Origin of the sequence: Arthrobacter sp. AG258 (genome assembly GCF_004364695.1) — a bacterium.
Taxonomy (GTDB): domain Bacteria; phylum Actinomycetota; class Actinomycetes; order Actinomycetales; family Micrococcaceae; genus Arthrobacter.
This window is the reverse complement of sequence record NZ_SOBI01000004.1, coordinates 392,567-416,309: the sequence shown is the minus strand read 5'-3', so window position 1 is coordinate 416,309 and position 23,743 is coordinate 392,567. Positions and strand designations below refer to the sequence as shown.

At 64.2% G+C, this 23,743-nt stretch carries 22 protein-coding genes; 16 read left to right on the top strand and 6 right to left on the bottom strand.

Translation table 11 applies throughout. The features are described from left to right. The first annotated feature begins 129 nt into the window (after positions 1-129). Both DFO47_RS11135 and metE read left to right on the top strand, forming a co-directional pair. A complete protein-coding gene (locus tag DFO47_RS11135) occupies positions 130-1,095 on the top strand; it encodes a methylenetetrahydrofolate reductase (protein WP_133831654.1) in 966 nt (321 codons plus the stop codon). 62 nt (positions 1,096-1,157) lie between these two features. Next, positions 1,158-3,500 (top strand): 5-methyltetrahydropteroyltriglutamate--homocysteine S-methyltransferase, encoded by a 2,343-nt coding sequence (metE, locus tag DFO47_RS11130; RefSeq protein ID WP_133831653.1) that lies wholly within the window; start codon positions 1,158-1,160, stop codon positions 3,498-3,500. 28 nt (positions 3,501-3,528) lie between these two features. Here the strand turns inward: metE and DFO47_RS11125 are convergent, their stop codons facing one another. Genes DFO47_RS11125 through DFO47_RS11115 form a run of 3 tightly spaced genes read right to left on the bottom strand, consistent with a single transcriptional unit; the run spans position 3,529 to position 5,763 of the window. Beyond that, positions 3,529-4,245: a hypothetical protein gene (locus tag DFO47_RS11125; RefSeq protein WP_133831652.1), complete on the bottom strand. Its 717-nt coding sequence runs from the start codon at positions 4,243-4,245 to the stop codon at positions 3,529-3,531. A 48-nt stretch (positions 4,246-4,293) separates the two neighbouring features. After that, positions 4,294-4,800: a DUF2004 domain-containing protein gene (locus DFO47_RS11120; RefSeq protein WP_018761541.1), complete on the bottom strand. Its 507-nt coding sequence runs from the start codon at positions 4,798-4,800 to the stop codon at positions 4,294-4,296. A gap of 45 nt (positions 4,801-4,845) precedes the next feature. Continuing rightward, entirely contained in the window at positions 4,846-5,763 is a 918-nt protein-coding gene (locus DFO47_RS11115; protein ID WP_026264521.1) for a LysR family transcriptional regulator, read from the bottom strand. Between the two features lie 96 nt (positions 5,764-5,859). On the opposite strand from DFO47_RS11115, the gene DFO47_RS11110 reads away from it, so the two are divergent. From DFO47_RS11110 to DFO47_RS11060, 10 genes are all read left to right on the top strand, one after another. Next, the gene (locus DFO47_RS11110) at positions 5,860-7,257 is read left to right on the top strand and encodes an FAD-dependent oxidoreductase (RefSeq protein WP_133831651.1); all 1,398 of its coding nucleotides are present in this window, start codon (positions 5,860-5,862) and stop codon (positions 7,255-7,257) included. Then, entirely contained in the window at positions 7,254-7,985 is a 732-nt protein-coding gene (locus DFO47_RS11105) for a DUF1365 domain-containing protein (RefSeq protein WP_133831650.1), read from the top strand. The genes DFO47_RS11110 and DFO47_RS11105 overlap by 4 nt, the downstream gene beginning before the upstream one ends. Next, positions 7,982-9,355, top strand: coding sequence for a class I SAM-dependent methyltransferase (locus DFO47_RS11100; protein ID WP_018761537.1), 1,374 nt, complete (start codon positions 7,982-7,984; stop codon positions 9,353-9,355). Before DFO47_RS11105 ends, DFO47_RS11100 begins: the two co-directional genes overlap by 4 nt. Further along, entirely contained in the window at positions 9,355-10,593 is a 1,239-nt protein-coding gene (locus tag DFO47_RS11095; protein ID WP_133831649.1) for a cyclopropane-fatty-acyl-phospholipid synthase family protein, read from the top strand. The genes DFO47_RS11100 and DFO47_RS11095 overlap by 1 nt, the downstream gene beginning before the upstream one ends. Before the next feature lie 377 nt (positions 10,594-10,970). Further along, positions 10,971-11,216 (top strand): glutaredoxin-like protein NrdH, encoded by a 246-nt coding sequence (nrdH, locus tag DFO47_RS11090; protein ID WP_013601222.1) that lies wholly within the window; start codon positions 10,971-10,973, stop codon positions 11,214-11,216. Between the two features lie 84 nt (positions 11,217-11,300). Then, complete coding sequence (gene nrdI / locus DFO47_RS11085) at positions 11,301-11,771, top strand: class Ib ribonucleoside-diphosphate reductase assembly flavoprotein NrdI (protein ID WP_133831703.1); 471 nt, start codon at positions 11,301-11,303, stop codon at positions 11,769-11,771. A 20-nt stretch (positions 11,772-11,791) separates the two neighbouring features. Beyond that, a complete protein-coding gene (gene nrdE / locus DFO47_RS11080; RefSeq protein WP_133831702.1) occupies positions 11,792-13,912 on the top strand; it encodes a class 1b ribonucleoside-diphosphate reductase subunit alpha in 2,121 nt (706 codons plus the stop codon). A gap of 109 nt (positions 13,913-14,021) precedes the next feature. Beyond that, complete coding sequence (nrdF, locus tag DFO47_RS11075) at positions 14,022-14,996, top strand: class 1b ribonucleoside-diphosphate reductase subunit beta (RefSeq protein ID WP_018761532.1); 975 nt, start codon at positions 14,022-14,024, stop codon at positions 14,994-14,996. A gap of 1,081 nt (positions 14,997-16,077) precedes the next feature. Then, positions 16,078-16,476 (top strand): hypothetical protein, encoded by a 399-nt coding sequence (locus tag DFO47_RS11070; protein ID WP_133831648.1) that lies wholly within the window; start codon positions 16,078-16,080, stop codon positions 16,474-16,476. A 1,156-nt stretch (positions 16,477-17,632) separates the two neighbouring features. Beyond that, positions 17,633-17,968, top strand: a complete 336-nt coding sequence (locus DFO47_RS11060) for a hypothetical protein (RefSeq protein WP_133831647.1) — start codon at positions 17,633-17,635, stop codon at positions 17,966-17,968. A gap of 84 nt (positions 17,969-18,052) precedes the next feature. On the opposite strand, the gene DFO47_RS21115 is transcribed toward DFO47_RS11060, so the two are convergent. Together DFO47_RS21115 and DFO47_RS11055 are read right to left on the bottom strand one after the other, a co-directional pair. Continuing rightward, the gene (locus tag DFO47_RS21115) at positions 18,053-18,214 is read right to left on the bottom strand and encodes a hypothetical protein (RefSeq protein WP_166651708.1); all 162 of its coding nucleotides are present in this window, start codon (positions 18,212-18,214) and stop codon (positions 18,053-18,055) included. Next, positions 18,214-18,855: a hypothetical protein gene (locus DFO47_RS11055; RefSeq protein WP_133831646.1), complete on the bottom strand. Its 642-nt coding sequence runs from the start codon at positions 18,853-18,855 to the stop codon at positions 18,214-18,216. The genes DFO47_RS21115 and DFO47_RS11055 overlap by 1 nt, the downstream gene beginning before the upstream one ends. A gap of 907 nt (positions 18,856-19,762) precedes the next feature. Here DFO47_RS11055 and DFO47_RS11050 point away from each other — a divergent pair. The 4 genes from DFO47_RS11050 (at position 19,763) to DFO47_RS11035 (ending at position 23,014) form a co-directional block, all read left to right on the top strand. Beyond that, positions 19,763-20,695 carry an ATP-binding cassette domain-containing protein gene (locus DFO47_RS11050; protein ID WP_166651707.1) on the top strand — a complete coding sequence of 311 codons (933 nt, stop codon included), beginning with the start codon at positions 19,763-19,765 and terminating at the stop codon, positions 20,693-20,695. Next, positions 20,643-21,935, top strand: coding sequence for an ABC transporter permease (locus DFO47_RS11045; protein WP_347876403.1), 1,293 nt, complete (start codon positions 20,643-20,645; stop codon positions 21,933-21,935). The genes DFO47_RS11050 and DFO47_RS11045 overlap by 53 nt, the downstream gene beginning before the upstream one ends. A gap of 28 nt (positions 21,936-21,963) precedes the next feature. Then, a complete protein-coding gene (locus tag DFO47_RS11040) occupies positions 21,964-22,386 on the top strand; it encodes a hypothetical protein (RefSeq protein ID WP_018761522.1) in 423 nt (140 codons plus the stop codon). A gap of 196 nt (positions 22,387-22,582) precedes the next feature. Beyond that, positions 22,583-23,014 (top strand): hypothetical protein, encoded by a 432-nt coding sequence (locus DFO47_RS11035; RefSeq protein WP_133831645.1) that lies wholly within the window; start codon positions 22,583-22,585, stop codon positions 23,012-23,014. Between the two features lie 22 nt (positions 23,015-23,036). Here DFO47_RS11035 and DFO47_RS11030 read toward each other — a convergent pair whose 3' ends face one another. Then, the gene (locus DFO47_RS11030; protein WP_133831644.1) at positions 23,037-23,594 is read right to left on the bottom strand and encodes a hypothetical protein; all 558 of its coding nucleotides are present in this window, start codon (positions 23,592-23,594) and stop codon (positions 23,037-23,039) included. Between the last annotated feature and the right edge of the window lie 149 nt (positions 23,595-23,743).

Here is a 23,743-nt window from a genome sequence, read left to right as displayed (position 1 = left end):
ATTCCAGGCGTAACAGTCGCGGCTGCGTCCTCAATGGAGTCCCTCCGTGTTCCCCAAACTCAATTCATTGCGGGTTTCCCTGTAGATTTACCGGCAGGCAACCCCAGTGGCCCAAAGCCAAGGACGCAAATGTCACCACCAAGCCTCATTGAAGCACACCCAAACCTCTCGGACACCGCCCCGGTGGCACTCTCCTATGAGCTGTTCCCGCCGCGCTCCCCGGCCGCCGCCGAGACGCTCTGGACCACCATCCGTGAACTCGAAACCACGGCGCCCGACTACGTCTCCGTGACGTACGGTGCCAGCGGATCCAACCGTGACACCGCCGTCGAACTCATTAACCGGCTCCTGCTCGAGACCACCCTCCGGCCGCTGGCACACCTGACCTGCGTTGGAAACACGCCGCAGGAGCTGGCCGGAATCATCGGCGAACTGCTGGACATCGGAGTGCGGGGCATCCTCGCGCTGCGGGGCGACCTGCCCAAGGACGGCGTCCGGCCCTCCGACGGTGCACTGCGGTACGCCCAGGACCTGATCGAGCTGATCAGGCGGGTGGAGCAGCGGCGTTCAGCCCTGCTCTGCGCCGGAAAGATCGCCGTCGGCGTGGCCGCGTATCCCTCCCGGCACCCGGAATCGCCCAGCGAGGAACACGACGTCGAGGTGCTGCTGGCCAAGCAGCGTTCCGGCGCCGACTTCGCCATCACCCAGGTGTTCTTCGAGACCGAGCAGTACGCGAACCTCCTCACCAGGGCACGCCGCGCCGGAGTCACCATCCCCATCATCCCCGGCGTCATGCCGCTCACCAGCCTCCGCCGGCTCACCCGGCTCGGTGAACTGGCCGGCGTCGAACCGGCACCCGCACTGATGGAACGCCTGGCCGCCGCCGACAGCGACCTCGAACGCCTCCACATCGGCGTCGACGCCACGGTGAACCTGGCCAATGCCGCCCTGGATGCCGGAGCCCCCGGTATCCACCTCTACACCTTCAACGAGCACCAAAGCGCGCTCGAAGTGCTGGACAAGCTGGCCCTGCCGCGCCACAGCCGCCTGGGCACCCGCCGGGACTCCGCCGCCCGGCCCCAGCTCGCCAGCTGAGCACTTCCCGGCCGAACCCCACAGACCACCCCCGCACGCTCCACACTTCCTAGGAGAACTCCATGCCTGAACTGACCGCGCCCAAAAACACCCCGTTCCCGTCGGCATCGCTGCTCGGCTACCCGCGCATCGGCCGCCGCCGCGAACTCAAAAAGGCCGTTGAAGCCTACTGGGCAGGCAAAATTGACGCCGCCGCCCTCGACGCCGCCGCCAAGGACATCCAACTGACCACCGCCCGGCGCCTGCAGGACCTTGGCCTGACCGAAGCCGCCGCCGTGCCGGGGACGTTCTCCTACTACGACCAGGTCCTGGACACCACCGCCCACCTGGGCGCCGTCCCGGCCCGCTTCGGCAAGCTCCTCGACGCCGAGGGCCGCCTGGACATCGACGCGTACTTCACCCTGGCCCGCGGCAACAAGGACCAGCAGCCGCTGGAAATGACCAAGTGGTTCGACACCAACTACCACTACCTGGTCCCGGAGATCGGCCCGGAGACCAAATTCACCCTTGCCTCCACCGCCAAGGTGGACGAGTTCGCGTTCGCGCTGGAGAACGGCATCGAGACCCGCCCCTACATCGTGGGTCCGGTCACCTACCTGCTGCTGTCCAAGGCGTCAGACGACGCACCGGCCGGCTTTGCGCCGCTGTCGCGGCTGGCGGACATCCTCCCCATCTACATCCAGCTCCTCGAACAGCTCGCTGCCGCCGGCGCCAGCTGGGTCCAGCTCGACGAGCCCGCCCTGGTGGTCGACCAGGACCTCCCTGCCGCCCAGATCGAAGCCGCGGTTGCCCGGGCCTACGAGGTACTGACCGCTGCGGCCAACCGCCCGCAGATCCTGGTCTCCACCCCGTACGGTTCCCTCGACGGACAGCTTGGCACCCTTGCTGCCACCAACATCGACGCCCTGCACATCGACGTTTTCAAGGGCGCCGTTCCGTCCGCCGCGGCGCTGGCAGGACTGGGCAACAAGACCCTGGTTGCCGGCGTCGTTGACGGGCACAACATCTGGCGCAACGACCTTGCAGCGTCGGCGGCGAAGCTGGACGAACTGAAGGGCGCCGCCGCCAAGGTCGCCGTCTCCACGTCCACCTCCACCCAGCACGTTCCCCACGACGTCGATAAAGAAACCCAGCTGTCCGCGCAGCTCCGCAGCTGGCTGGCGTTCTCCGACCAGAAAGCCGCCGAAGTCAAGATCCTGGCGTCCTGGCTGGCCGACCCCGCGGCCGCACAGGCAGCCATCGATGACGCCACCGCCGTGATCGCTTCGCGTGCCACCGCCCACGGTGTCCGCCGCCAGGATGTGCGGGCCCGCACCGAAGCGTTGACGGCCGCCGACTTCAGCCGTTCCGAATACGCCGCCCGCGAAGCCGCCCAGGAAGCGGCGCTGCAGCTGCCGCCCCTGCCCACCACCACCATCGGCTCCTTCCCGCAGACCTCGGAGATCCGTTCCGCCCGTGCCCGCAACACCAAGGGCGAGCTGAGCGACGACCAGTACGAGCGGCTCATGAAGGACGAGATCAAGCGCGTCGTGGACCTGCAGGAAGAGCTGGGCTACGACGTCCTGGTGCACGGCGAGCCCGAGCGCAATGACATGGTCCAGTACTTCGCCGAGAACCTCGAAGGCTTCGACGTCACGGTCCACGGCTGGGTCCAGTCCTACGGCTCCCGCTGCACCCGCCCGTCCATCCTGTGGGGCGATGTCACCCGCAGCGCCCCCATCACGGTCAAGTGGGCGGAATACGCCCAGTCCCTCACCGCCAAGCCCATGAAGGGAATGCTGACCGGGCCCGTCACCATCCTGGCCTGGTCCTTCGTCCGCGACGACCAGCCGCTGGGCGAGACCGCCAACCAGGTTGGCCTGGCGCTGCGCGACGAAATCGCCGACCTCGAAGCCGCCGGCATCAAGGTCATCCAGGTGGATGAGCCCGCCCTGCGCGAGCTGCTCCCGCTGCGCAAGGCGGACCAGGCCGGTTACCTGAAGTGGTCCGTTGACTCCTTCCGCCTGGCCACCGCCGGTGCCGCAGACGCCACCCAGATCCACACCCACCTCTGCTACTCGGAGTTCGGCGTGATTATCGACGCGATCGACGGCCTGGACGCCGACGTGACCTCCATCGAAGCAGCCCGCTCCCGCATGGAGGTTGTCCACGACCTCGAGTCCCACGGTTTCGGCCGCGGCGTTGGCCCCGGCGTCTACGACATCCACTCGCCGCGCGTTCCGGGCGAAGCCGAAGTCACCGAGCTGCTGTCCACCGCCGTCAAGCACGTCCCGTCCCGCCAGCTTTGGGTCAACCCGGACTGCGGCCTGAAGACCCGCGGCTACGCCGAGACCGAAGAATCCCTGCGCAACCTGGCCAAGGCAACCCAGACGGTCCGCGCCGGCCTGCTGGAAGCGGCCAAGTAGGAAGTTTGAGAAGCGGGCAGGCGGCCGGTCACATCACGTGGCCGGCCGTCGCCGGTTTCTTCATCCGCCATGCGCCGACCGTCAGCCACACCGCCGACACCACGATGGCCGCAATGCCCACCAGCGTCGGTACCGCATTGTCGGCGGAGAACCCGGATTCCCCGATAATCCACCCTTGCGCCATATAGGCCAGCCCGGCCAGCGCCATCGCATAACCGGCTGTCCGGGACATTCGGTGCGAAGCGGCCACCACGAAACCCAACAACACCAACGCCGTGCCCAGCAGAATACTTTGATAGCTGCGCATGCCCCATTCCAGCCAGCGGATGCCCTCAGCCGTGGCGAACCGCGAGGCCTTCTCCGGTTCGGGCGAGGCAGCCCAGGCGTCCACCGCCTGTTTCAGGGCCACCCCATCCACCGCCTGCAGGGCTGCGTACAGCGCAATGGCCGCAACAGCGAAAAGGGCACCAAAGCGTGCCGTCCACGCGAGCGACCGGCGCTGGCCACCGAGCACGGTGGCCAGGCAAACCAGGCCCGCGCCCACCAACGCCATGCCCACGAACTGGCCCAGATGCACCGCGGTCCAGATTCCACTGTTGGCGTAGGCGGTGAAGGATGCCACGTGATCATTCGCGTCGTGGGATTCGGCGTGCAGGACGCCGGCGAGGATCGACACCACGACGCCGGCCAGCAGCAGCGAGGACGCCAGCCGCCGGGTTCCGCGACTGTCATCAAACACATCCATGGCGCCTGCACTCCTTAGTGCCGGGGTGTCACAACAGCGCCGGCAACCTCACGACTCCCAGACGATCTCGTCGTCGACCACGCCGTCCTGGTCAGCGCAGGCCACCAGGACCTCATCGGTAAAGTGCTCGCCGAGGGTGAAGTCCAGGACAAAGTAGCGTTCGGGCTGGCCGGGGTAGATGCCCACATGGCCGAGCTTCAGTGCTTTGAGGAACACCTCATTGGTGAGCTGGCTGCGGTCCTGGACACCGAACACCTTGTGCAGATGTTCTTCCTTGAGCGCGTTGCAGTGGAAGTGCAGGTATTCCTGCGGGCTGGTGCCCTCCTGCTCAAGTTCCTCGGCGATCATCTCGCGGACCTCGTCCACCAGTTCGGGCAGGAAACGCAGCCGGTATTCGACTTTCCGGAGCGCGGCTTCATCGAAGTGGTCGTGGGCATTGATGTTCAGGTCGAGTTCCAGCGGGTGGCCGCGCAGCTCGTGCCGGGCGGCGAAGAGATGATCCATGCCGTGGTTCAGGTCGATCTCTCCAAAGTGCTGGCTCGCTACCTTGTTCATATTCTCAACATAGACCCGAAGTCCGGCCCATTCCAGCGTTCGGGGCTAATTCACTGCGGTGCGCATGCCGGCAAGGGTTTCAGCCAGCAGGTCGACGAACAGCTGCACCCGTGCCGTTTTCCGGTCATTGATCAGAAGCGCGAACACGTTGCGTGCCAGCCGGATCTCGGGGACGTCCAGCACCACCACCCCAGCCGGTTTGTTCCGCAGCGCGAGCTCCGGGACAAGGGCGGCGCCCAGCCCGGCAGCTGCCATTTCCAGGCTTGCGTGGAAGTCGTCGCTGTGCGCCACCACGCGCGGGTGCAGGTTGCAGCCGGCGAAGAGCCGCTCAATCACCATGGCATCACTGGTGCCGGGGTGGTGCATGATCCATGGCATGTCGGAGAGATGGTCCGCTGCCACCTTCGCGTCGGCGCGGAATCCCCAGCCGGCAGGCAGCACCACCCGGAAGTCGTCGTCGCCAATCCATTGCCGGTTGATCGTGTTGGGCCAGGCGAAGCCAGTCTGGCCCACCTGGAACACCACCGCCAGGTCGAGGTCGCCGCCGGTCCGCAGCCCCTGGATGGTTTGGCCCGGTTCAGCCACGGACACCCGCAGGTCAATGCCCAGCTTCTTCCAGGCCGGATTTTTCAGGATCCGGGGCAGGACATAGGTGGCGAGGCTGGGGAAGATTCCCAGCCGGAGCTCCTGGCTTCCCGTGTCCTGTGCCCTGGACGCTGCCGCCATCAGGGCTTCGATGTCCGTGAGCACTTTCGCGGCGTGGCGGGTCATGACGACGGCGGCTTCCGTAGGGACCACGGCCCGCGCCGAGCGCTGGAAGAGCGTGACGCCGGTGTCCCGCTCCAGGGCGGACATCTGCTGCGAAACAGCGGAGGCAGTATAACCAAGTGTCGCGGCGGCCGCGGCGAATGAGCCAAGCCGCGTGACCTCCAATAAGGTCTTCAAGTGCACGGGGTTTACCACCAGCCCACAGTACTGCACCCATCCGCCGCCGCCACGGTACCGAATTGCCCTCTGTACACCCGGTCCGGCGGCAGATGTCCAACAGAGGAGCACGAATTGTCACCTAATCCAGCAGTAGATGCAGGCGGGCGGCGGCGCATCGCCGTCATCGGCAGCGGCGTGGCCGGACTTACGGCCGCCTACGTGCTGAACCGGCAGGACAACGTCACCTTGTTCGAGGCAGATTCACGCCTGGGCGGCCATGCCCACACCCACGACATGCCCCAGCCGGACGGCAGCGCCATCGGCGTCGATACTGGTTTCATTGTTCACAATGAACGGACCTATCCCACGCTGCTGCGCTTGTTCGCCGAACTGGGCGTGGAAACCCAGGACTCGGAGATGAGCATGTCCATCCGCTGTGACGGCTGCGGACTCGAATATGCCGGCGCCCGGGACGGCGCACGCGGCATCATCGCCAAACCGTCGAGCCTGCTGCGCGGCCGCTACCTGCTGATGCTCCTGGAGGTCACCCGCTTCTACCGGAAGGCGCGCGAACTGCTCAGGACCGCGCCGCCATCGGCCGTCAGCGGCGGGGTGGACGTTCCCGACCTGACGCTCGGCGCCTTCCTGGAGCGGGAAAAATTCAGCCCCTACTTCATCTCGCACTTCATGACCCCGGTAGTGAGCGCCGTCTGGTCCTGCGACCCCACCACCGCATTGTCCTACCCTGCGCGGTACCTCTTCACGTTCCTCGGCCACCACGGGATGCTGGGCATCAAAGGCTCACCCCAGTGGCGCACCGTCACCGGCGGCTCCGCCCGCTACGTCGAAAAGCTGGCTGCGGCCCTCCCCGATGTCCGGTTGGAAACCCCGGTCACTGCCCTTCGGCGGACCCCTGACGGTGTGGAACTGGCAACTGCCGCTGGGCTGGAAGCCTTCGACGCCGTCGTCATCGCCACCCACCCGGCGCAGGCACTGGGGTTCCTGGCCGACGCCACGCCTGAGGAGAAGGAAGCGCTCGGCGGCATGCCGTACTCGGTCAACCACACCGTCTTCCACCGGGACCCCGCAGTCCTGCCCGCGGCGGAGAATGCCAGGGCTTCATGGAACTACCGGCTTCCCGGCTGCGACGCCCGACCGGACAAAGTCCTGGTCAGCTACGACCTGACGCGCCTGCAGCGGCTTGAACCGGCCGACGGCAGGCCGTACCTGGTCAGTCTTGGCGAGTCCGAACTGATTGCCGACGTCGCCGTCCTGGACAGGATGGTCTACGAGCACCCGCAGTACACCCCCGAGTCCCTGCAGGCCCAGCAGGCCATCAAGGCTCTCAGCAACGACCGGATCGCCTATGCCGGGGCCTATCTTGGCTGGGGCTTCCACGAAGACGGCGCCCTCTCCGGGGTCCGTGCCGCGGAGCAGCTCGGCCGCACCTGGCCGGTGGCCAGGGCCGATGACGGCGGAAACTCCTCCGGCGAGGGGGAGCGGGAACTGCTTGCCGCGGAACCGGCGTGACCATGGGTGCCGCCATCTACCGCACCGCCATCTCGCATGTGCGGCAGACCCCGCTGAAGAACGCGTTCACCTACCGCAGCTACAGCTGGTTCGTGGACGTGGATGACCTGCCACGCCTGCCCCGCCTGCTCCGGCTACTGGCGGAATTCCGCGCGGGAGACCATCTGGGCGATCCCGGGGCCAGCTTCAGGGCCAACGTGGAGCGTTACCTGCGGACGCAGGGAATCGAGCCCGACGGCGGCCCCATCCACATGCTGACCAGTGCCAGGGTTTTTGGCTACGTCTTCAACCCGCTGACGCTTTTCTGGTGCTACGGCACCAACGGAGAGCTGCGGTGCGTGGTGGCCGAGGTCCACAACACCTACGGCGAACGGCACTGCTACCTGCTCCGGACAGACCCCTCGGGACGCGCGTCCGTGCCGAAGGCTTTCTACGTTTCACCCTTTAACGACGTTGACGGCGAATACCGGATGAAGCTTCCCGCCCCCGGAGAGCGGCTGGCGGTGTCAATCGTCCTGGAACGCGAAGGGCACCGACCCTTCGTGGCAACCATGGACGGCAAGCGTAAACCGGCCACCATCCGGAACATCCTCGCGGCAGCCGTTGCAGTGCCTGCCGCGCCGATGCTGGTATCCGCACTTATCCGGCTCCAGGGCGTTAAGCTCTGGGCAAGACGCCTGCCCGTCGTCGCCAGACCACATCACCCCCCACAGGAGGCAGTTCAATGACAATGACGGACGATAACGGCACCGCCTCGGCTGAGCGGCCGGCGGACCATCACGGTTCCGCCGCACCGTACACCGTGCCGCGGCCACCCGCGTCCATCGATGCGGGCATCTGGCCGGGAATCGCCGCCGTGCCTTCGGGTTTCAAGGCGAACGGTGCAGCGCGGATTGCGGACGGGATCTTCAAGGCCGCGGTGCGGCGCCTTCCGCTCGAGGTGCGCTACCCCGATGGCCAGGTGCTGGGTTCTGCCCCGGCCGGCTCGGGCGCACCCGTCATGACCATCCACCGGCCCGCGCAGTTTGCCCTGCGGCTGGGCGACGGGGGCTTGATCGGCCTGGGCGAGTCCTACATGGCCGGCGACTGGGATGCAGACAACCTGACAGCAGTGCTGGAGGTCTTCGCGGAGCGGGCGGGCACCCTGATACCGGCTCCGCTGCAGAAACTGCGGTCCATTTTCCTGCCGCGCCAGCCGCGGACGGAACGCAACTCCCTGAAGAACACCCGCTCCAATATCTCCCGTCACTACGACCTCTCCAACGAACTGTTCGCCACGTTCCTCGACGAGACCATGTCCTACTCCAGCGCGCTCTTCCCGGCATCGGGAAGCGCCGTGAAGGACATGCCGTGGGAGGGCTTCGCCGCCGCCCAGCAGGCGAAGATCGACCGGCTGCTGGACAAGGCCGGCGTCGGACCCGGAACCCGGGTGCTTGAGATCGGCACCGGGTGGGGCGAACTGGCGCTGCGTGCAGCCGCCCGCGGCGCCACCGTCTACTCGGTCACGTTGTCCAGCGAGCAGCAGGCGCTGGCCCGGAAACGGGTGGCGGAGGCAGGCTACGCGGACCAGGTGACCATTGAGCTGAAGGATTACCGTGCCGTGGAGGGCGAATACGACGCCGTCGTTTCGGTCGAGATGATCGAGGCCGTCGGTTACGAATATTGGGCCACGTACTTCCAAACCATCGAGCGTGTCCTTGCCCCCGGCGGAAAGGTGGCCATCCAGGCCATCACCATCGCGCATGACCGGCTCCTGGCCACCCGGACCGGATACACCTGGGTGCACAAATACATCTTCCCGGGCGGCGTGATTCCGTCGGTGCGGGCCATCGAGGAAGTCACAGAGAAGCGGACCGGACTGCAGGTGCGTGAACGCCTTGCCTTCGGCGAACACTACGCCGAGACGCTGCGCCTCTGGGAGGAACGGTTCATGGCGCGGAAGGACGAGGTTGCTGAACTCGGCTTCGACGCCGTCTTCCAGCGGATGTGGCTCTTCTACCTTTGCTATTCAAGGGCCGGTTTTGCCTCGGGCTACCTGAACGTCCAGCAAATTGTGCTGGACCGGAGGAAGAACGCTGCCGTCAACGGAGGCCGCTGATGACCGCTGCACTTGCCGAAACGATCGCAGAGGTGCTGCGGCCCGTGGTGGGCGGGGACCTGCCTGTCCGCCTGAAGGCCTGGGACGGTTCGGAAGCGGGGCCGGTGGACGCCCCGGTGGTCCTGCTCAACAGCCCGGACGCCATCCGCCGGTTGCTGTGGAACCCCGGCGAACTTGGCGCCGCACAGGCTTACGTCACGGGTGAACTGGACATTGACGGTGACCTCAATTCGGCGCTGCAGCAGCTGTGGGAAGTGGTCCGGCAGCGCCGGTTATCCGGCATCCGCCTTACGCCCGGAGTCATCGCCGGCATCGGCAGGATCGCCCGCTCGGCCGGGGCCCTGGGGACACCGCCGGCGCCCCCGGCAACGCAGGCCAAGGTCCGGGGACGGCTGCACAGCCTGATCCGTGACCGCGCCGCGATCAGCCACCACTACGATCTCAGCAACGACTTCTACGGCCTGATCCTGGACCCGCAGATGGCCTACTCCAGCGGTTACTGGACGGAAGCTCCCGGTCCGGGCTACGGCGTCGAGGATGCCCAGCGCGACAAGCTGGACCTGGTGTGCCGCAAGATCGGGCTGGAACCGGGTATGCGCCTGCTGGACGTTGGCTGTGGATGGGGTTCCCTCAGCCTGCATGCCGCGCGGCAGTATGGAGCCAAGGTAGTTGGTGTCACTCTCTCCGTGGAACAGAAAGCATTCATCGACGCCCGGATCAACGAGTACGGCCTGGCGGACCAGGTGGAGATCCGGGTACAGGATTACCGCGAGATCCCGGACGGGCCATTCGACGCCGTTGCCTCCTTGGAGATGGGCGAACATGTGGGGCAGAAGAACTATCCCGTCTACGCCCAGGCCTTGTTCGATAACCTGGCGCCGGGCGGGAAAGTGCTGGTACAGCAGATGTCCCGGCGCGGCCGCCACCCCGGCGGCGGTCCGTTCATCGAATCATTCATCGCGCCGGACATGCACATGCGCCCGGTGGGGGAGACGTTGAACTTCCTCGAGGGCGCAGGGTTTGAGGTGGAGGGGGTCGAGGGCATGCGCAGGCACTACGTCCGCACCCTTGACGCCTGGTACGCGACGTTCGAGCAAAACCTGGACCGGGCCCGGGAAATGATGGGCCCGGAAGTGGTCCGTGTCTGGCGGCTGTACCTGGTGGGGGCCCTCCGCAGCTTTGCCGAAGGCCGGATGGGCGTAGAGCAGATCCTCTGCAGCAGGCCCGCCCCGCTGTAGCGGCTCCCGCCGCTTCCACCAGCACCAGGCGGTGGGTGCGATTGGTCACCCCAAGGGGTTCCGAAGGTCACTTCGGGACCCCTTTTCCGTGCCCGGAAGCCCTGTGGACAACGCCGCGACACGCCGTCGTTTTCGCGACACGCTGGCCGTTAATTGTGGCTAAGTAGTCCACAGGGTGTGGACGGAACTTCCAAAAATCCCGGGATCCCGGCCATTTTATGGGGCCCTGCCTGTGGATTAACGGTGCATTAAATGACATACTTGTAATACATCATCTTGGGGTCCAAAAGAGGCGCCTGCACTACATGTAGTATCTACATACGGCTTGGACGGGGACACCGCACCAGCAAGAGATTTCAACTAAGGGGACAGCGACAATGACCGTAACGGTTTACACGAAGCCTGCGTGTGTTCAGTGCAACGCCACCTACCGTGCGCTCGACAAAAAGGGCATCACCTACCAGAGCGTCGATATCTCCCAGGACGCCGAGGCGCTGGAGCGCCTGAAGGCACTGGGCTACATGCAGGCTCCCGTTGTGGTCACCGACCAGGATCACTGGTCAGGCTTCCGCCCGGACAAGATCGAGGAACTGGCACTGTCCGCCGTTTCCTCCGTGGCCTAAGGTTTCCGCTTTTCCCGACAGCAACAAGCTGAGGTGACGTCCATGGTGGCACCCACAGCACAGCGTGACCATGCGGCTCAGCGCATGGAGGCGTCCGCATTGGCCGGTGCACAGGCTGATGCAGGGCCGGTCAGTACCGGCAGCCAGCTCATCTATTTTTCCTCCGCATCCGAGAACACCAGCCGCTTCGTCAGGAAGCTAGGCCGTGAGGTGGCCCGGATCCCGCTCTACGCGAAGGACGCGCCCCTCCTCGCCACCCGGCCGTTCGTGCTGGTGGTGCCTACCTACGGTGGCACCGGGGGAGAGGGGTCCGTTCCCAAGCAGGTCATCCGGTTCCTCAACAACCCGCAGAACAGGCAACTGCTCTGCGGCGTGATTGGTGCCGGCAACACGAACTTCGGGGACAACTACTGCATGGCCGGTGACATCATCTCCGCCAAGTGCAAAGTACCCCACCTTTATCGATTCGAACTTATGGGAACGCCGGAAGACGTCACCCGGGTCAACCAAGGATTGGACACGTTTTGGACACGACTGTCGCAGACACGGAAGTAACCAGGGCCGGGAAGCCCGAGATGCCGGCCGCCTACAAGGGCCTGGGCTACCACGAGCTGAACGCCATGCTGAACCTCTACGGTCCCAGCGGCGAAATCCAGTTTGAGGCGGACCGCGAGGCCGCCCACCAGTACTTCCTGCAGCACGTGAACAACAACACCGTGTTCTTCCATGACCTGGAGGAGAAGCTCGACTACCTGGTGAAGAACCAGTACTACGAGCGCGAAACGCTGGACCAGTACACGATGAACTTCATCCGTGAACTGTTCAACTGTGCCTACAAGAAGAAGTTCCGCTTCGAAACCTTCCTCGGTGCCTTCAAGTTCTACACCTCGTACACGCTGAAGACCTTTGACGGCAAGCGTTTCCTGGAGCGCTACGAGGACCGTGTGTGCATGGTTGCCCTGCACCTGGCCCGCGGCAACGAGCAGCTCGCCCTGCAGATGGTGGACGAGATCATCGAGGGCCGCTTCCAGCCGGCCACCCCCACCTTCCTGAACGCCGGCAAGAAGCAGCGCGGCGAGCTGGTCTCCTGCTTCCTGCTCCGCATCGAAGACAACATGGAGTCGATCGGCCGCTCCATCAACTCCGCGCTGCAGCTGTCCAAGCGCGGCGGCGGCGTGGCCTTCGCCCTGACCAACATCCGCGAGGTGGGCGCGCCCATCAAGCAGATCGAGAACCAGTCCTCCGGCGTCATCCCCGTGATGAAGCTCCTCGAAGACAGCTTCTCCTACGCCAACCAGCTCGGAGCCCGCCAGGGTGCCGGTGCCGTATACCTGCACGCCCACCACCCGGATATCTACCGCTTCCTGGACACCAAGCGGGAGAACGCGGACGAGAAGATCCGAATCAAGACCCTCTCCCTGGGCGTCGTCATCCCGGACATCACGTTCGAGCTGGCCAAGAAGGACGAGGACATGTACCTGTTCTCGCCGTACGACGTCGAACGCGTCTACGGCATGCCGTTCTCCGACGTCTCGGTCACCGAAAAGTACTACGAGATGGTGGACGATTCCCGGATCAAGAAGACCAAGATCAAGGCGCGCGAGTTCTTCCAGACCCTCGCCGAAATCCAGTTCGAATCCGGCTACCCGTACATCATGTTCGAAGACACCGTGAACCGGGCCAACCCGATCGACGGCAAGATCATCATGTCCAACCTGTGCTCGGAGATCCTCCAGGTCTCCCAGCCCACCACGTACAACGATGACCTGTCCTACGCCGACACCGGCAAGGACATCTCCTGCAACCTGGGCTCGCTGAACATCGCCAAGACCATGGACTCGCCGGACTTCGGCCTCACCATCGAGACTGCGATCCGCTCGCTGTCCGCCGTCTCCGACATGTCCAACATCACCTCCGTGCCGTCCATCGCCAAGGGCAACGACCAGAGCCACGCCATCGGCCTGGGCCAGATGAACCTGCACGGCTACCTGGCGCGGGAGCGGGTCCACTACGGCTCCGAAGAGGGCCTGGACTTCACCAACATCTACTTCTACTCGGTGGTGTACCACGCGGTGCGCGCCTCCAACCTGCTGGCCATCGAAACCGGCCAGACGTTTGGCGGCTTCGAGAAGTCCAAGTACGCCTCAGGGGAGTTCTTCGATAAGTACACGGAGCAGGAATGGGTTCCGCAGACCGAGAAGGTCCGCGAGCTCTTCAAGAACGTGCACATCCCCACGCAGGCTGACTGGCGCGAGCTGAAGGCTTCGGTCATGGAGCACGGCATCTACAACCAGAACCTGCAGGCCGTGCCGCCCACCGGCTCGATCTCCTACATCAACAACTCCACCTCCTCGATCCACCCGGTGGCGTCCAAGATCGAGATCCGCAAGGAAGGCAAGCTGGGCCGCGTGTACTACCCGGCGCCGTACCTGACGAACGACAACCTGGAGTACTACCAGGACGCGTACGAGATCGGCTACGAAAAGGTCATCGACACCTACGCCGCCGCGACCCAGCACGTGGACCAGGGCCTGTCCCTGACGCTGTTCTTCAAGGACACCGCCACCACGCGCGACATCAACAAGGCCCAGATCTACGCCTGGAAGAAGGGCATCAAGACGATCTACTACATCCGTCTCCGCCAGCTCGCGCTGGAAGGGACCGAGGTGGAGGGCTGCGTCAGCTGCATGCTGTAGCCCCGGCGGTCGAGCCAGTCGAGACCAAAGGTTGAGTACGACGGCGGGTGCCCGCCCGCCGTCGTACGCTTTAACTTAGAGAAAACCCACCCAACGCATAGGGGATGACATGACCGAAAAGGTCAAGCTGCTGAGCCACGTCGAGGCCATCAACTGGAACCGTATCCAGGACGACAAGGACGTGGACGTCTGGAACCGCCTGGTGAACAACTTCTGGCTGCCGGAGAAGGTGCCGCTGTCCAATGACGTCCAGTCCTGGAACACGCTGACGCCGGCCGAGCAGCAGCTCACCATGCGCGTGTTCACCGGCCTGACCCTGCTGGACACCATCCAGGGCACCGTTGGTGCTGTCTCGCTGATCCCGGACGCGCTGACTCCGCACGAGGAAGCCGTGTACACGAACATCGCGTTCATGGAGTCCGTGCACGCCAAGAGCTACTCCTCCATCTTCTCCACCCTGGCCTCCACCAAGGAGATTGACGAGGCGTTCCGGTGGTCCACGGAGAACGAGAACCTCCAGAAGAAGGCCCAGATCGTCATGGATTACTACCAGGGCGACGATCCCCTGAAGCGGAAGGTGGCCTCCACGCTGCTGGAGAGCTTCCTGTTCTACTCGGGCTTCTACCTACCCATGTACTGGTCTTCGCGGGCCAAGCTGACCAACACGGCTGACCTGATCCGCCTGATCATCCGCGACGAAGCCGTGCATGGCTACTACATCGGCTACAAGTTCCAGAAGGGCCTGGAGAAGGTTTCCGAGGAGAAGCGCCAGGAAATCAAGGACTACACCTTCGAGCTGCTCTTCGAGCTGTACGAGAACGAGGTGCAGTACACCCACGACCTCTACGACGGCGTGGGCCTGGCCGAGGACGTCAAGAAGTTCCTGCACTACAACGCCAACAAGGCCCTGATGAACCTGGGCTACGAGGCGATGTTCCCCGCTTCCGTCACCGACGTAAACCCGGCCATCCTGTCGGCGCTGTCCCCGAACGCGGACGAGAACCACGACTTCTTCTCCGGATCCGGTTCGTCCTACGTGATCGGCAAGGCTGTCAATACTGAGGATGAGGACTGGGACTTCTAAATCGGGTGTGAGAGAAGCTGGTTGGCGGTTTGCGGCTGGTTATGAGTTGACGACTTAGTTGGCAACACTGACAAGCTAGTTGGCGCTGTGACAAACAGGGGCGCGGCGCCAACTAGCTTGGCCAGCTTCAGTCGCTTGGCCACTTTGACCTTGGCTGGTAATCGGCGCCGCGCCCGGTGTACGTCCACCGGCAGTTCACACTGAAATGTTTCCGCAACCGGTGCAAATGGCAATCAGATCCGGGGATGGCCGCCAGCCCCGCCGCGCTGCGAAAGATCATGAATCCGTTGAGCCTGCATTCTCGTAGTCTCCGAAGCAAGATCAGCTCAAGCACCTTGTACGGGGTCCAGTCGGGTGGTTCAGTGCAGGCATGTCAGCAGCACCGACCGGGCCTCAGAGTCGTAAGCCGGTTGCCTCTCAGGAGGAAGCCCGGCGCAGGATCAACCGAATCGCGTACTGGTCGCTGCCCTTCATGATCGCCTTCGGGGTCTGGAATCTAATTCCGAACTGGCGGGAACGGGGCTCGCACCCGCGGCTCCGCTGGTCGGTCACAGCGAGCGATCCCCCAATCCCTCCTTGCCCGGCCCAGTCCAGCGACGGGCCTGCATGTACGTGGGGGACGGCGCTGCCGGGGGCTAGACTCGATTCATAAGCGAGCTTGGGGGAAGCAACGCATATGCGCATGGCAACAGGTTGTTTGGTATCCGCAGTCCTCATCGTCGCGCTGGCCGGATGTGAGTACACCGGCCCGGAGAGCGCGGCGGTCAGTTCCCAGGCCCAGGCCGGCCGCACGCGAATGCTGTCCTTTGAGGAAAACGTTGATGAAGTTGCGCGCGCACTTATGGTTTCTTCGGATGAACCAGGGATGCCGACGGTTGGGGAACCATTGGGGTAACTATCGGTTGACCTCGCGCCAGGGGACTACGTGATCAAGAGTGCATGTGCTGGTGTTCACGGTGTCACAGTCTCCATTGTCCAAGGCGAGAAGCCAACGATAGGGGTGCCCTACACGTGTGACTCTGTCTTGGAGCGATTTGTCCGGCACGCCGGCGGCCCGATCACCATCAGTACCGTCTCGCCCGTGGACAAGCCTGCCGCCGCCGGTGTCATGCTTGAACTCAACACTGATCCGCGCGCGTCAGAGTTTGAGGACATGTCGGAATGGGTGGCTCGGCAGCTTCAACCCAAACTGCCTGGACAGTTGGCGGGTGCCGCCAGCTCAAGCTCGCCCACGAGCCAAGGATTATCGGCAGAACCGGGCAGCTACGAAGTGCAGTTCCTTTGCGACGGAGCGGCCGACGTTGAGTTTTCAGTGGCCAGTTGGACAGGGGCGGAAGTTTTGAGCCAGATGAGCATTCCTTGCAACGGAAACGTCTTCAAGGCCCCTGTTGAGCTCCGGACTCGGGGAGCAGAATTCAGCATGGTCCCGAGCAGCGGGACCAAAACCCGTTATGCCTTCAAGCTTGTTCCAAACCCGTAGTCGCTTCCGGCAGAAGTGGTGCCGTCCGCTCGCGTGGTCGGGGGCCAGCTGATGGGCGGAGCTCTTCGTCCGGATAATGGTCTGCCTATCGCGTTTCGAGTGGGTGTTGCTTCGCCTCGCCCGCCATCCAGGGACCACGAATGCAGCGCCGGCAGTGAAGAAGACCCAGTCGATGCCGGTCCAGCGAAGCGGTCGGAATTAGACATGGGGAGTCCGGAGGGAGGCGTGTGCTGCAGCCGGCACACCAGCTTCCGGCCCACCTTGATTGGACTTACGCAATCGCTGGTGAGCTCCTTCGCGAGGTCCAGAGCGAGATAACCAGGGCTGTACCCCAAAGCAAGAACAGGGGATCCCACAACCATGCGTGTCCAATCATCGCGTTGAGGTCATAGCCACCTGAAGGATGGATCAACCTCCTAGGACGGCACTGCTGACGACGGTGTTCACGCCCCCGTAGCTGACCAGGAGCAGGCCTCCGGCCCAGCTCACCGCACGCCAGAATCTTCGCCAGGGCATACGGTCATGAGCGACGACGACGGGGATCGTCGCTGCCAGCAACTTTCCTATCCCAACGAGGCCAAGCACTAGCCCTGCCTCAAGTGGGGGCCTCCACGGACAGCTGGACCGCCCATTGGCCCACCGTGGCTACAAGCCATCGCCCACCCAGAGCCCAGTACAAGCTGAATCCGGCATGAACAATACCGGCTATGCATGCCAACCAAGCCAACGATCGGCTGAAGGACATTTTTCTCTCAAGCGTCACCTGGATCACTGTAGCTAATTGCTGAAGATCGGCGTCTGCTTGGAGGGCGCCGAGACGAACTGCGGCGCGCCGCCAGCGGCGTCTCGAAGCTGGGCACTGTCCAACGTGGTGGACGATTCTGGCATGCCCATGCGTGCCGCTGGGGGAAAAATGGGGCGCCAAGCCCGGACCATTCTTCGTCGCTCTCGTCCTGCGGGCGCGGCGGGGTGGCTCCGGGACGTGCAGGTCCTGGAAAAAGCCACGGTCGTCCTTGGTCCACGGGCGGCGACCAACCAGCGGAACGACGGCGTGAGCCGCCCTGGATCCCCTCATCCGTCCGGGACGGATGGGTAGCATTTCAGCCTCTATGCTCATGGCAGGACGACGACTCGCTTTGCGAACTTGGGAGATCTGATGAAACCTAAACTTGGGATGCCGTGGCCGTTGATGTTATCTGGCGGGTTACTCGTTCTCTCCGTCGCGGCCATGGTCCTGCTTGGCCAAATGGGGCGGCCCTACTTTGTTTATGCGGGGGGTGTGGCGGCGGGTGCCGCTGTGCTGTTGGGAACCTGCCTCCTTGCCGACGTCCGCGGATCGGCGCAATGGCTGGGGCAGGTCGCTCAGAACAATGCCTCGCTGTATGCAAAGGGGTCGGCTCCCGACAGCGGTGTCTACCGGATAGTGGGCGCAGGGATTGCTGTGCTGGGGGTTGCCATCGGCGTGGTCCTCCTGCTGAATCTGCCGCGGTGACTCGATCGGGACCGCCAACCTGCGACGAAGACTAGGACAAGCGCATGCAGGGTGGGCTGGTGTTCCTCTATTAGCCCGTGGCGCCTACATTTTATGTCCGCCACCGCCCACCGTTTGACGGGCTTTCTGTCGCCGTTCGTCGGCTTGGAGGATGCCGTCACGGACGGCAGCGCGGATGATGCCGTAGAGGAGGTAGAAGAACACTGCCACGAAGACGACGGACAGGACCAAGCTGTCGAGTGCCATTACTCTCCGTCACCTTCCGGCCAGTACTGCCGGGCGCCGGCCGCGGCGTCGCGGAGTTGGGTTCCGTCGAGGTCAATGGAGGTTTCAGGCATGCCCATGTCGGTCCATTGGGTGACCAGGCGCATGGCCCCCGCCGGCGGCAAGGGCCACAGCCAGAGGGTTCCGCTGGCCGCCATCTCGTCGTCCCCGCCGCTGCCGCCTTGGCCTTGAAAGAGAACCACCGGCGGCTCCGGCTGGGGTGCGTCGGGTGCAGGGTGGGGTCTGTTCAGCATCGCCCCGGTGGAGGCTTTGGAGCCGTCAGCAAACTCCACTCCGCAGAGAAGGGCCGCGAGAGGCATGCCGGCCTTGGCCCACCGGGCGTGCGGCTGGCTGAAGAAGGAAGCGTTGAGCTCAGCCCATTCTTCGTCGTTCTCGTCATGCCGACGCAACTTCCACGACAGATCAAAAAGGCAACCCGTGGAATACACCTTGACGGCTTCAACAGCCATGACGAACGTTGGCGACAGATGGAGGAAACGGCCAACCCCCACCACCGCGGGCAGCTCATGCCGCGGGGCGCCCGCCCATACGGGCGGTACGTAGCGGATGGTACGGCCCCGGCGTGGTAATTCGGGTACGGGCAGGTCCTGGAAGAAAGTCAAGGCGGTTCCTTGGGGTGCTGGCGTCGACTGACCAGCGGAACAGCAGTGCGAGCCCGCCGTGGATCCCCCAATCCGTCCTTACGCGGCCCAGTCTACCGGCCGGTCTTGCCGGATCCACCGCGAGGACCTCGCGTCTTGACTGTCGGCTGGCGGCGCTTCGGTACGAAGGGACCGCTACGTCCGTGCTGCAGCCACATCAGATGTTCGCGACTCCAGGTCCGGGGCGCGTGATGTCTTCGCGCAACTCCGGACCGTGAGAACACGAAAAGGGTGCGCCCCGTTCGCTGAGCGCACCCTTTCGATCCTCCACAACCCGGATCCCCATCCGTTACCCCTATCATAAGCATGCTGATAGTTAGGTGGTCAAGACATGGCGAACTTGTAGCGTTGGCAAAGGCTGCCCGAGGACGTAGCTGACTGGGTCACGGCCCACGGCCCACGGCCCACGGCCCACGGACCACGGACCACGGCCCGCGGCCCACGGCGCAGAGACCACGGCCGATGATGTAGAGATGGCCCTGGAGGCCGTTCAGCGCGTGGCGGGGCAGGACTCGGAGAGCGCCGAACTGGGGGACGATGCCGACGAGCCGGAATGGCGCGCATCGCTCGACGACTTGGTGGAGCCGCTCCGCGCAGCCCTGCGCTATCGTCGGCTGCAGGCCGGGAAGCGGGCGTGGCGAGGAGTCCGCCGCCGGGAAGGACGCGGATAAGGGGTGCGCCCGTTCACCGAGCGCACCCCCTTTATTCCCCTCACAGCCGTCTCCCGTCGGCTGCACCTATCATAAGCATGCTTAGCTTTGTTCGCGCAATACCCATTGTCTCTGAATGGCGACAGCGACAAAAAGCCTGGCCCTTGACGTGAAACGCGGGGGAGGAGGCCGGGTTCGCCAAACGATACGCTGGGATCATGACAATGGGGGAAACGGCGCAGGAGCCGCTGGTACACATTCAAGACTTCAGGATGGACTTCGGGGACACCACGGTCATCCGGGACCTGTCCTTTGATGTCCACGCCGGAGAGACCTTCGGGTTCCTTGGCAGCAACGGTTCCGGGAAGACCACCACGCTGCGGGCGCTCCTGGGTATTTACCGGCCCACGGCAGGGACGTTGCACATCGGCGGGAAGGTCTTCGAGCCCAGGGACGGGGCCAGCCTCGGATACCTGCCCGAGGAGCGCGGCCTGTACAAAAAGGAACACGTCCTGGACGTGATGGTGTACTTCGGCCGGCTCAAAGGATTGTCAAAGGCCACGGCCCGGTCCTGGTCCGAGGACTACCTGGAACGGGTCGGACTGGCGGGCAAAGCCAAGACCCGGCTCGACAAACTCTCCAGCGGCCAGCAGCAGAAAGTCCAGCTCGGGGTAACCATCATGAACAACCCGGGACTGCTGATCCTGGACGAGCCCACCAAGGGCTTCGATCCGGTCAACCGGCGGCTGCTGATGGACATCATCGAAGAGCACAAGCGGGCCGGGGCGACCGTCATCATGGTCACCCACCAAATGGAGGAAGTCGAGCGGCTCTGCGACCGCGTCATCCTGCTCAAGGACGGCGTCTCCCGCGCCTACGGGACAGTGGAAGAGGTACAGGAAGAATTCGGCGGCACCGTCTACCGGGTCACCCACGACGGTCCGCTGCCTGCGTCGGCCCTGTTCGACGTCGTATCGGAGGAGAACGGCCGGGCTGAACTCTCGCCGCGGCCCGGGGCAACGGAGGAATCCGTTCTCCGCGCGCTCGTGGACGCCGGCGCCGGTATCCGGTCCTTTACCCCGGCAAGGATTTCCCTGGATGAAATCTTCATCCAGGTTTACGGCGAACAGCATGAACTGGCGGAAGGCTGAGATGGCAATGGGACAGCACAACCTCGGCACCGTCATCTCCTTCGAGTTCTTCCGGACCATCAAGAAGCGCGGATTCGTGATCGCCACCCTGGCGCTCCCGGTCATCCTCGTGCTCATCTTCGCGCTGGTCTACGCGTCCAACGCCAGCACCAAGGACACCGCGGCCGCGCAGAAGAGCGCAAGGTTCGCGTTCACCTACACCGACGCGTCCGGAATCATCGTGCCCGCTGCTGCCAAACTGGCCGGCGGGACGGTAGCCGGCGACCCGGCGGCTGCCATCGCAGCTGTGAAAGACGGCACCTCGGAGGCATACTTCGCCTACCCGGCCGACCCTGCGAAGGAATCGGTGAAGGTTTACGGGGCTGACAAAGGCATGTTCGAGAATGATAAATACCAAGCAGTGGCCAAAGAGCTTCTGGCGGTCTCAGCCCAGAACCAGGTGGGCTCACCCGAGCTGACCGCTGCCCTGACCGGAGCCGTTAAGTTTGACTCGCAAACGTTCAAGGACGGCAGCGTCGCACCAGGCGTCGGCGGAATCATCCCGCCTTTGTTGTTCCTGGTCGTCTTCTACATTTCGATGATCCTTCTTTCGAACCAGATGCTGAACTCCACCCTGGAGGAGAAAGAAAACCGTGTCACCGAGATGATCCTGACCACGCTGAACCCAACCACACTCATTACCGGCAAGATCATCTCGCTGTTCGCCGTCGGGCTGGTCCAGATCCTGGTGTTCCTGGCGCCAGTGGGACTGGCTTACCTGTTCTTCCGGGACCGCCTGGCCTTGCCGGAGGTTGACTTGTCCTCCTTGGTCTTCGAACCCGGCCCCATGATCACTGGTGCGCTGCTCACGCTGGGCGGGTTCACGGTCTTCACCGGGGTCCTCGTAGCCATCGGGGCGATCATGCCAACCGCCAAGGAAGCCGGAACCGTCTTCGGTCCCCTCGTGGCGATGATGTTCATCCCCTTCTACACATTCAGCCTGATCATCTCCAATCCGGGTGCACTGATCGTCCAGATCTTCACCTACTTCCCGCTGACCGCTCCCGTCACCGCCTTGCTTCGCAACGGGTTCGGAACCCTCAACCCTGTTGAAGCGACCGTCGTCGTCGTCGAACTCTTCGTCGTCGGGACCCTGATCCTTCGACTGGCCGTCCATCTGTTCAGGTACGGATCCATTGAATACGGCCGCAAACTCTCCATTGCCGGAACGTTCCGTCGCAACGAGCTGGCCGCCAAATGACCCTGGTCCTGGCTCGGGGAAAGGTGCCATGACACCCGGTGCCGCCGGCGACGTCCTGATCAGGAGCGGCGTGATCCTGACAGGCCGGGCGCTCTTCAAGGGCTGGGCCATCACCACGACATTGTGGCTCGTCGGCCTGTATATCGTGCTGGCCGCCACCTCGCAGGGGTTCCTGCTCGACCTTGCCCTGATGGTCCTGATGTACGGGTATGGCATCGCGCTGGTGACGGGAGTCCCGCTGGCATGGATCCTTGGCCGCCTGCTCCGACCCATCCGCAACCAGTGGATCCATGTTGCCGCGTTCTTCATCGTGCCGACACTGGGCTTCTGGGCGCTGGGTTCCGTGCTCGGCTTCGGTTGGTCCGTCGGTGCCCTCGGCCTGTGGGCAACCGTTGGTTTCGCCGCTGCCCTGGGTCGACTGGCCGTCTGGCGGGATGTGGCCGTCAGATGACCGCGGGCCGGCCCGCCGCCCGGGAAGTGAGGCATTGAGGAGCCGCTCAAGCTGGGGTGTCATCCTTTTCATCGGTGCAGCCCTGTCGGTAACGGGTTTCTGCATACTTGACGATGCATATTGGGCCGCCAGGCGCGAGCACCAACTGTTGTTTGTCGGCGCCCCCTTGAACTCCCTGGCCGCTTGGCTTCTCGTCGTGGCGGTTCCCATCGGCGCCGCAGGCCTGCTGCTCCTTCTTCCGGTGCTGATCGGCCGTATTCGCAGGAGAGCGGTGCGACGGCTCGCCGGATGGACCATCGTAGGAGGGGCCGCAGCGGCTGCGACCTGTTTTGGGGTGGTTGCCGTTTTCGCCCTCCTAGAGGCCACGGGGATCGGAGATACGGTCAGGCTGGAAGCCGTGGACGGACGGTCGGTGCTCGTTACCCAGGACGGATTCGACGGAGACGTGGTGGACATTTATACGGAGAACGGCAGCTTCTACTACAAATGGGCCCGCAGCGCCCCGGAGTTGTCCGGGTGGCCGCGGGTAAAGGACCGGGAGTGCAGGCTCGACGCGGGTGAGGCGGTGCTGCTGCTGGTGTGCGGGGAGAAAACGGTGGAAATCGACGTCGAAGAACCGGCCAGGTGAAACCGGGGGCCAGGCGCTGCCTCTAAGACACACGCCAGCCGGTTACCCGCACTCCAGCCACCGCCCCCGTCCAGGGTGTGTCACCGTGTGCAGGCAGGGAAAGGTGCGCCGAAACATAGCCCTGTTGCAGGGTGATGACCTGTGACGTGGATCCCGGGCAGTCAACGGTGATTTCGACAGGCCAGAGTGTGACTTTGGGATTCTCCTGGCGGATGTAGATCGTAGCGTTTGGGGCGCCGATGCAGGCAGCCGTGACGGTGTATTCTCCAGCCGTGATGACCTGTTCAGTGGTGCCAAAACCGCTGGCGGGCCCGTCCAAGGGCCCTTCTTGAAAGAGCAGGGCGTCCCCCGGGACAGCCTTGAGGAGTCCGTCCAAATCCCGATAGTTCCCCACCTCGCGCTCAAGGACCTGGGGGTCGGGGCTTGCGACGGATTGCGCCGTCACGGCTGTGGCCGTGCCGTCGGTTTCGGCGCCGGGGCTGTGCGCCGGATCCGGGTAGTCGTAGGAACACCCGGCCGTTCCGGCCGCCGGCACCAGAAAGCAGAGGCTCATAGCCAGCCGGCGCCGGAAGCCTTTCATTCGCACGCTTCCATGGTGGGCGCGGCCACCGGTGAACGCAACCAACACCGGCGGACAAGGTGGGGCTGGACCGGCGGCGTTTGGGGGGCGGCACCCATGGTCTCGTGGATGCTCCGGCCGCCGGTCCTGTCCTGGTGCCAAGATCCTGC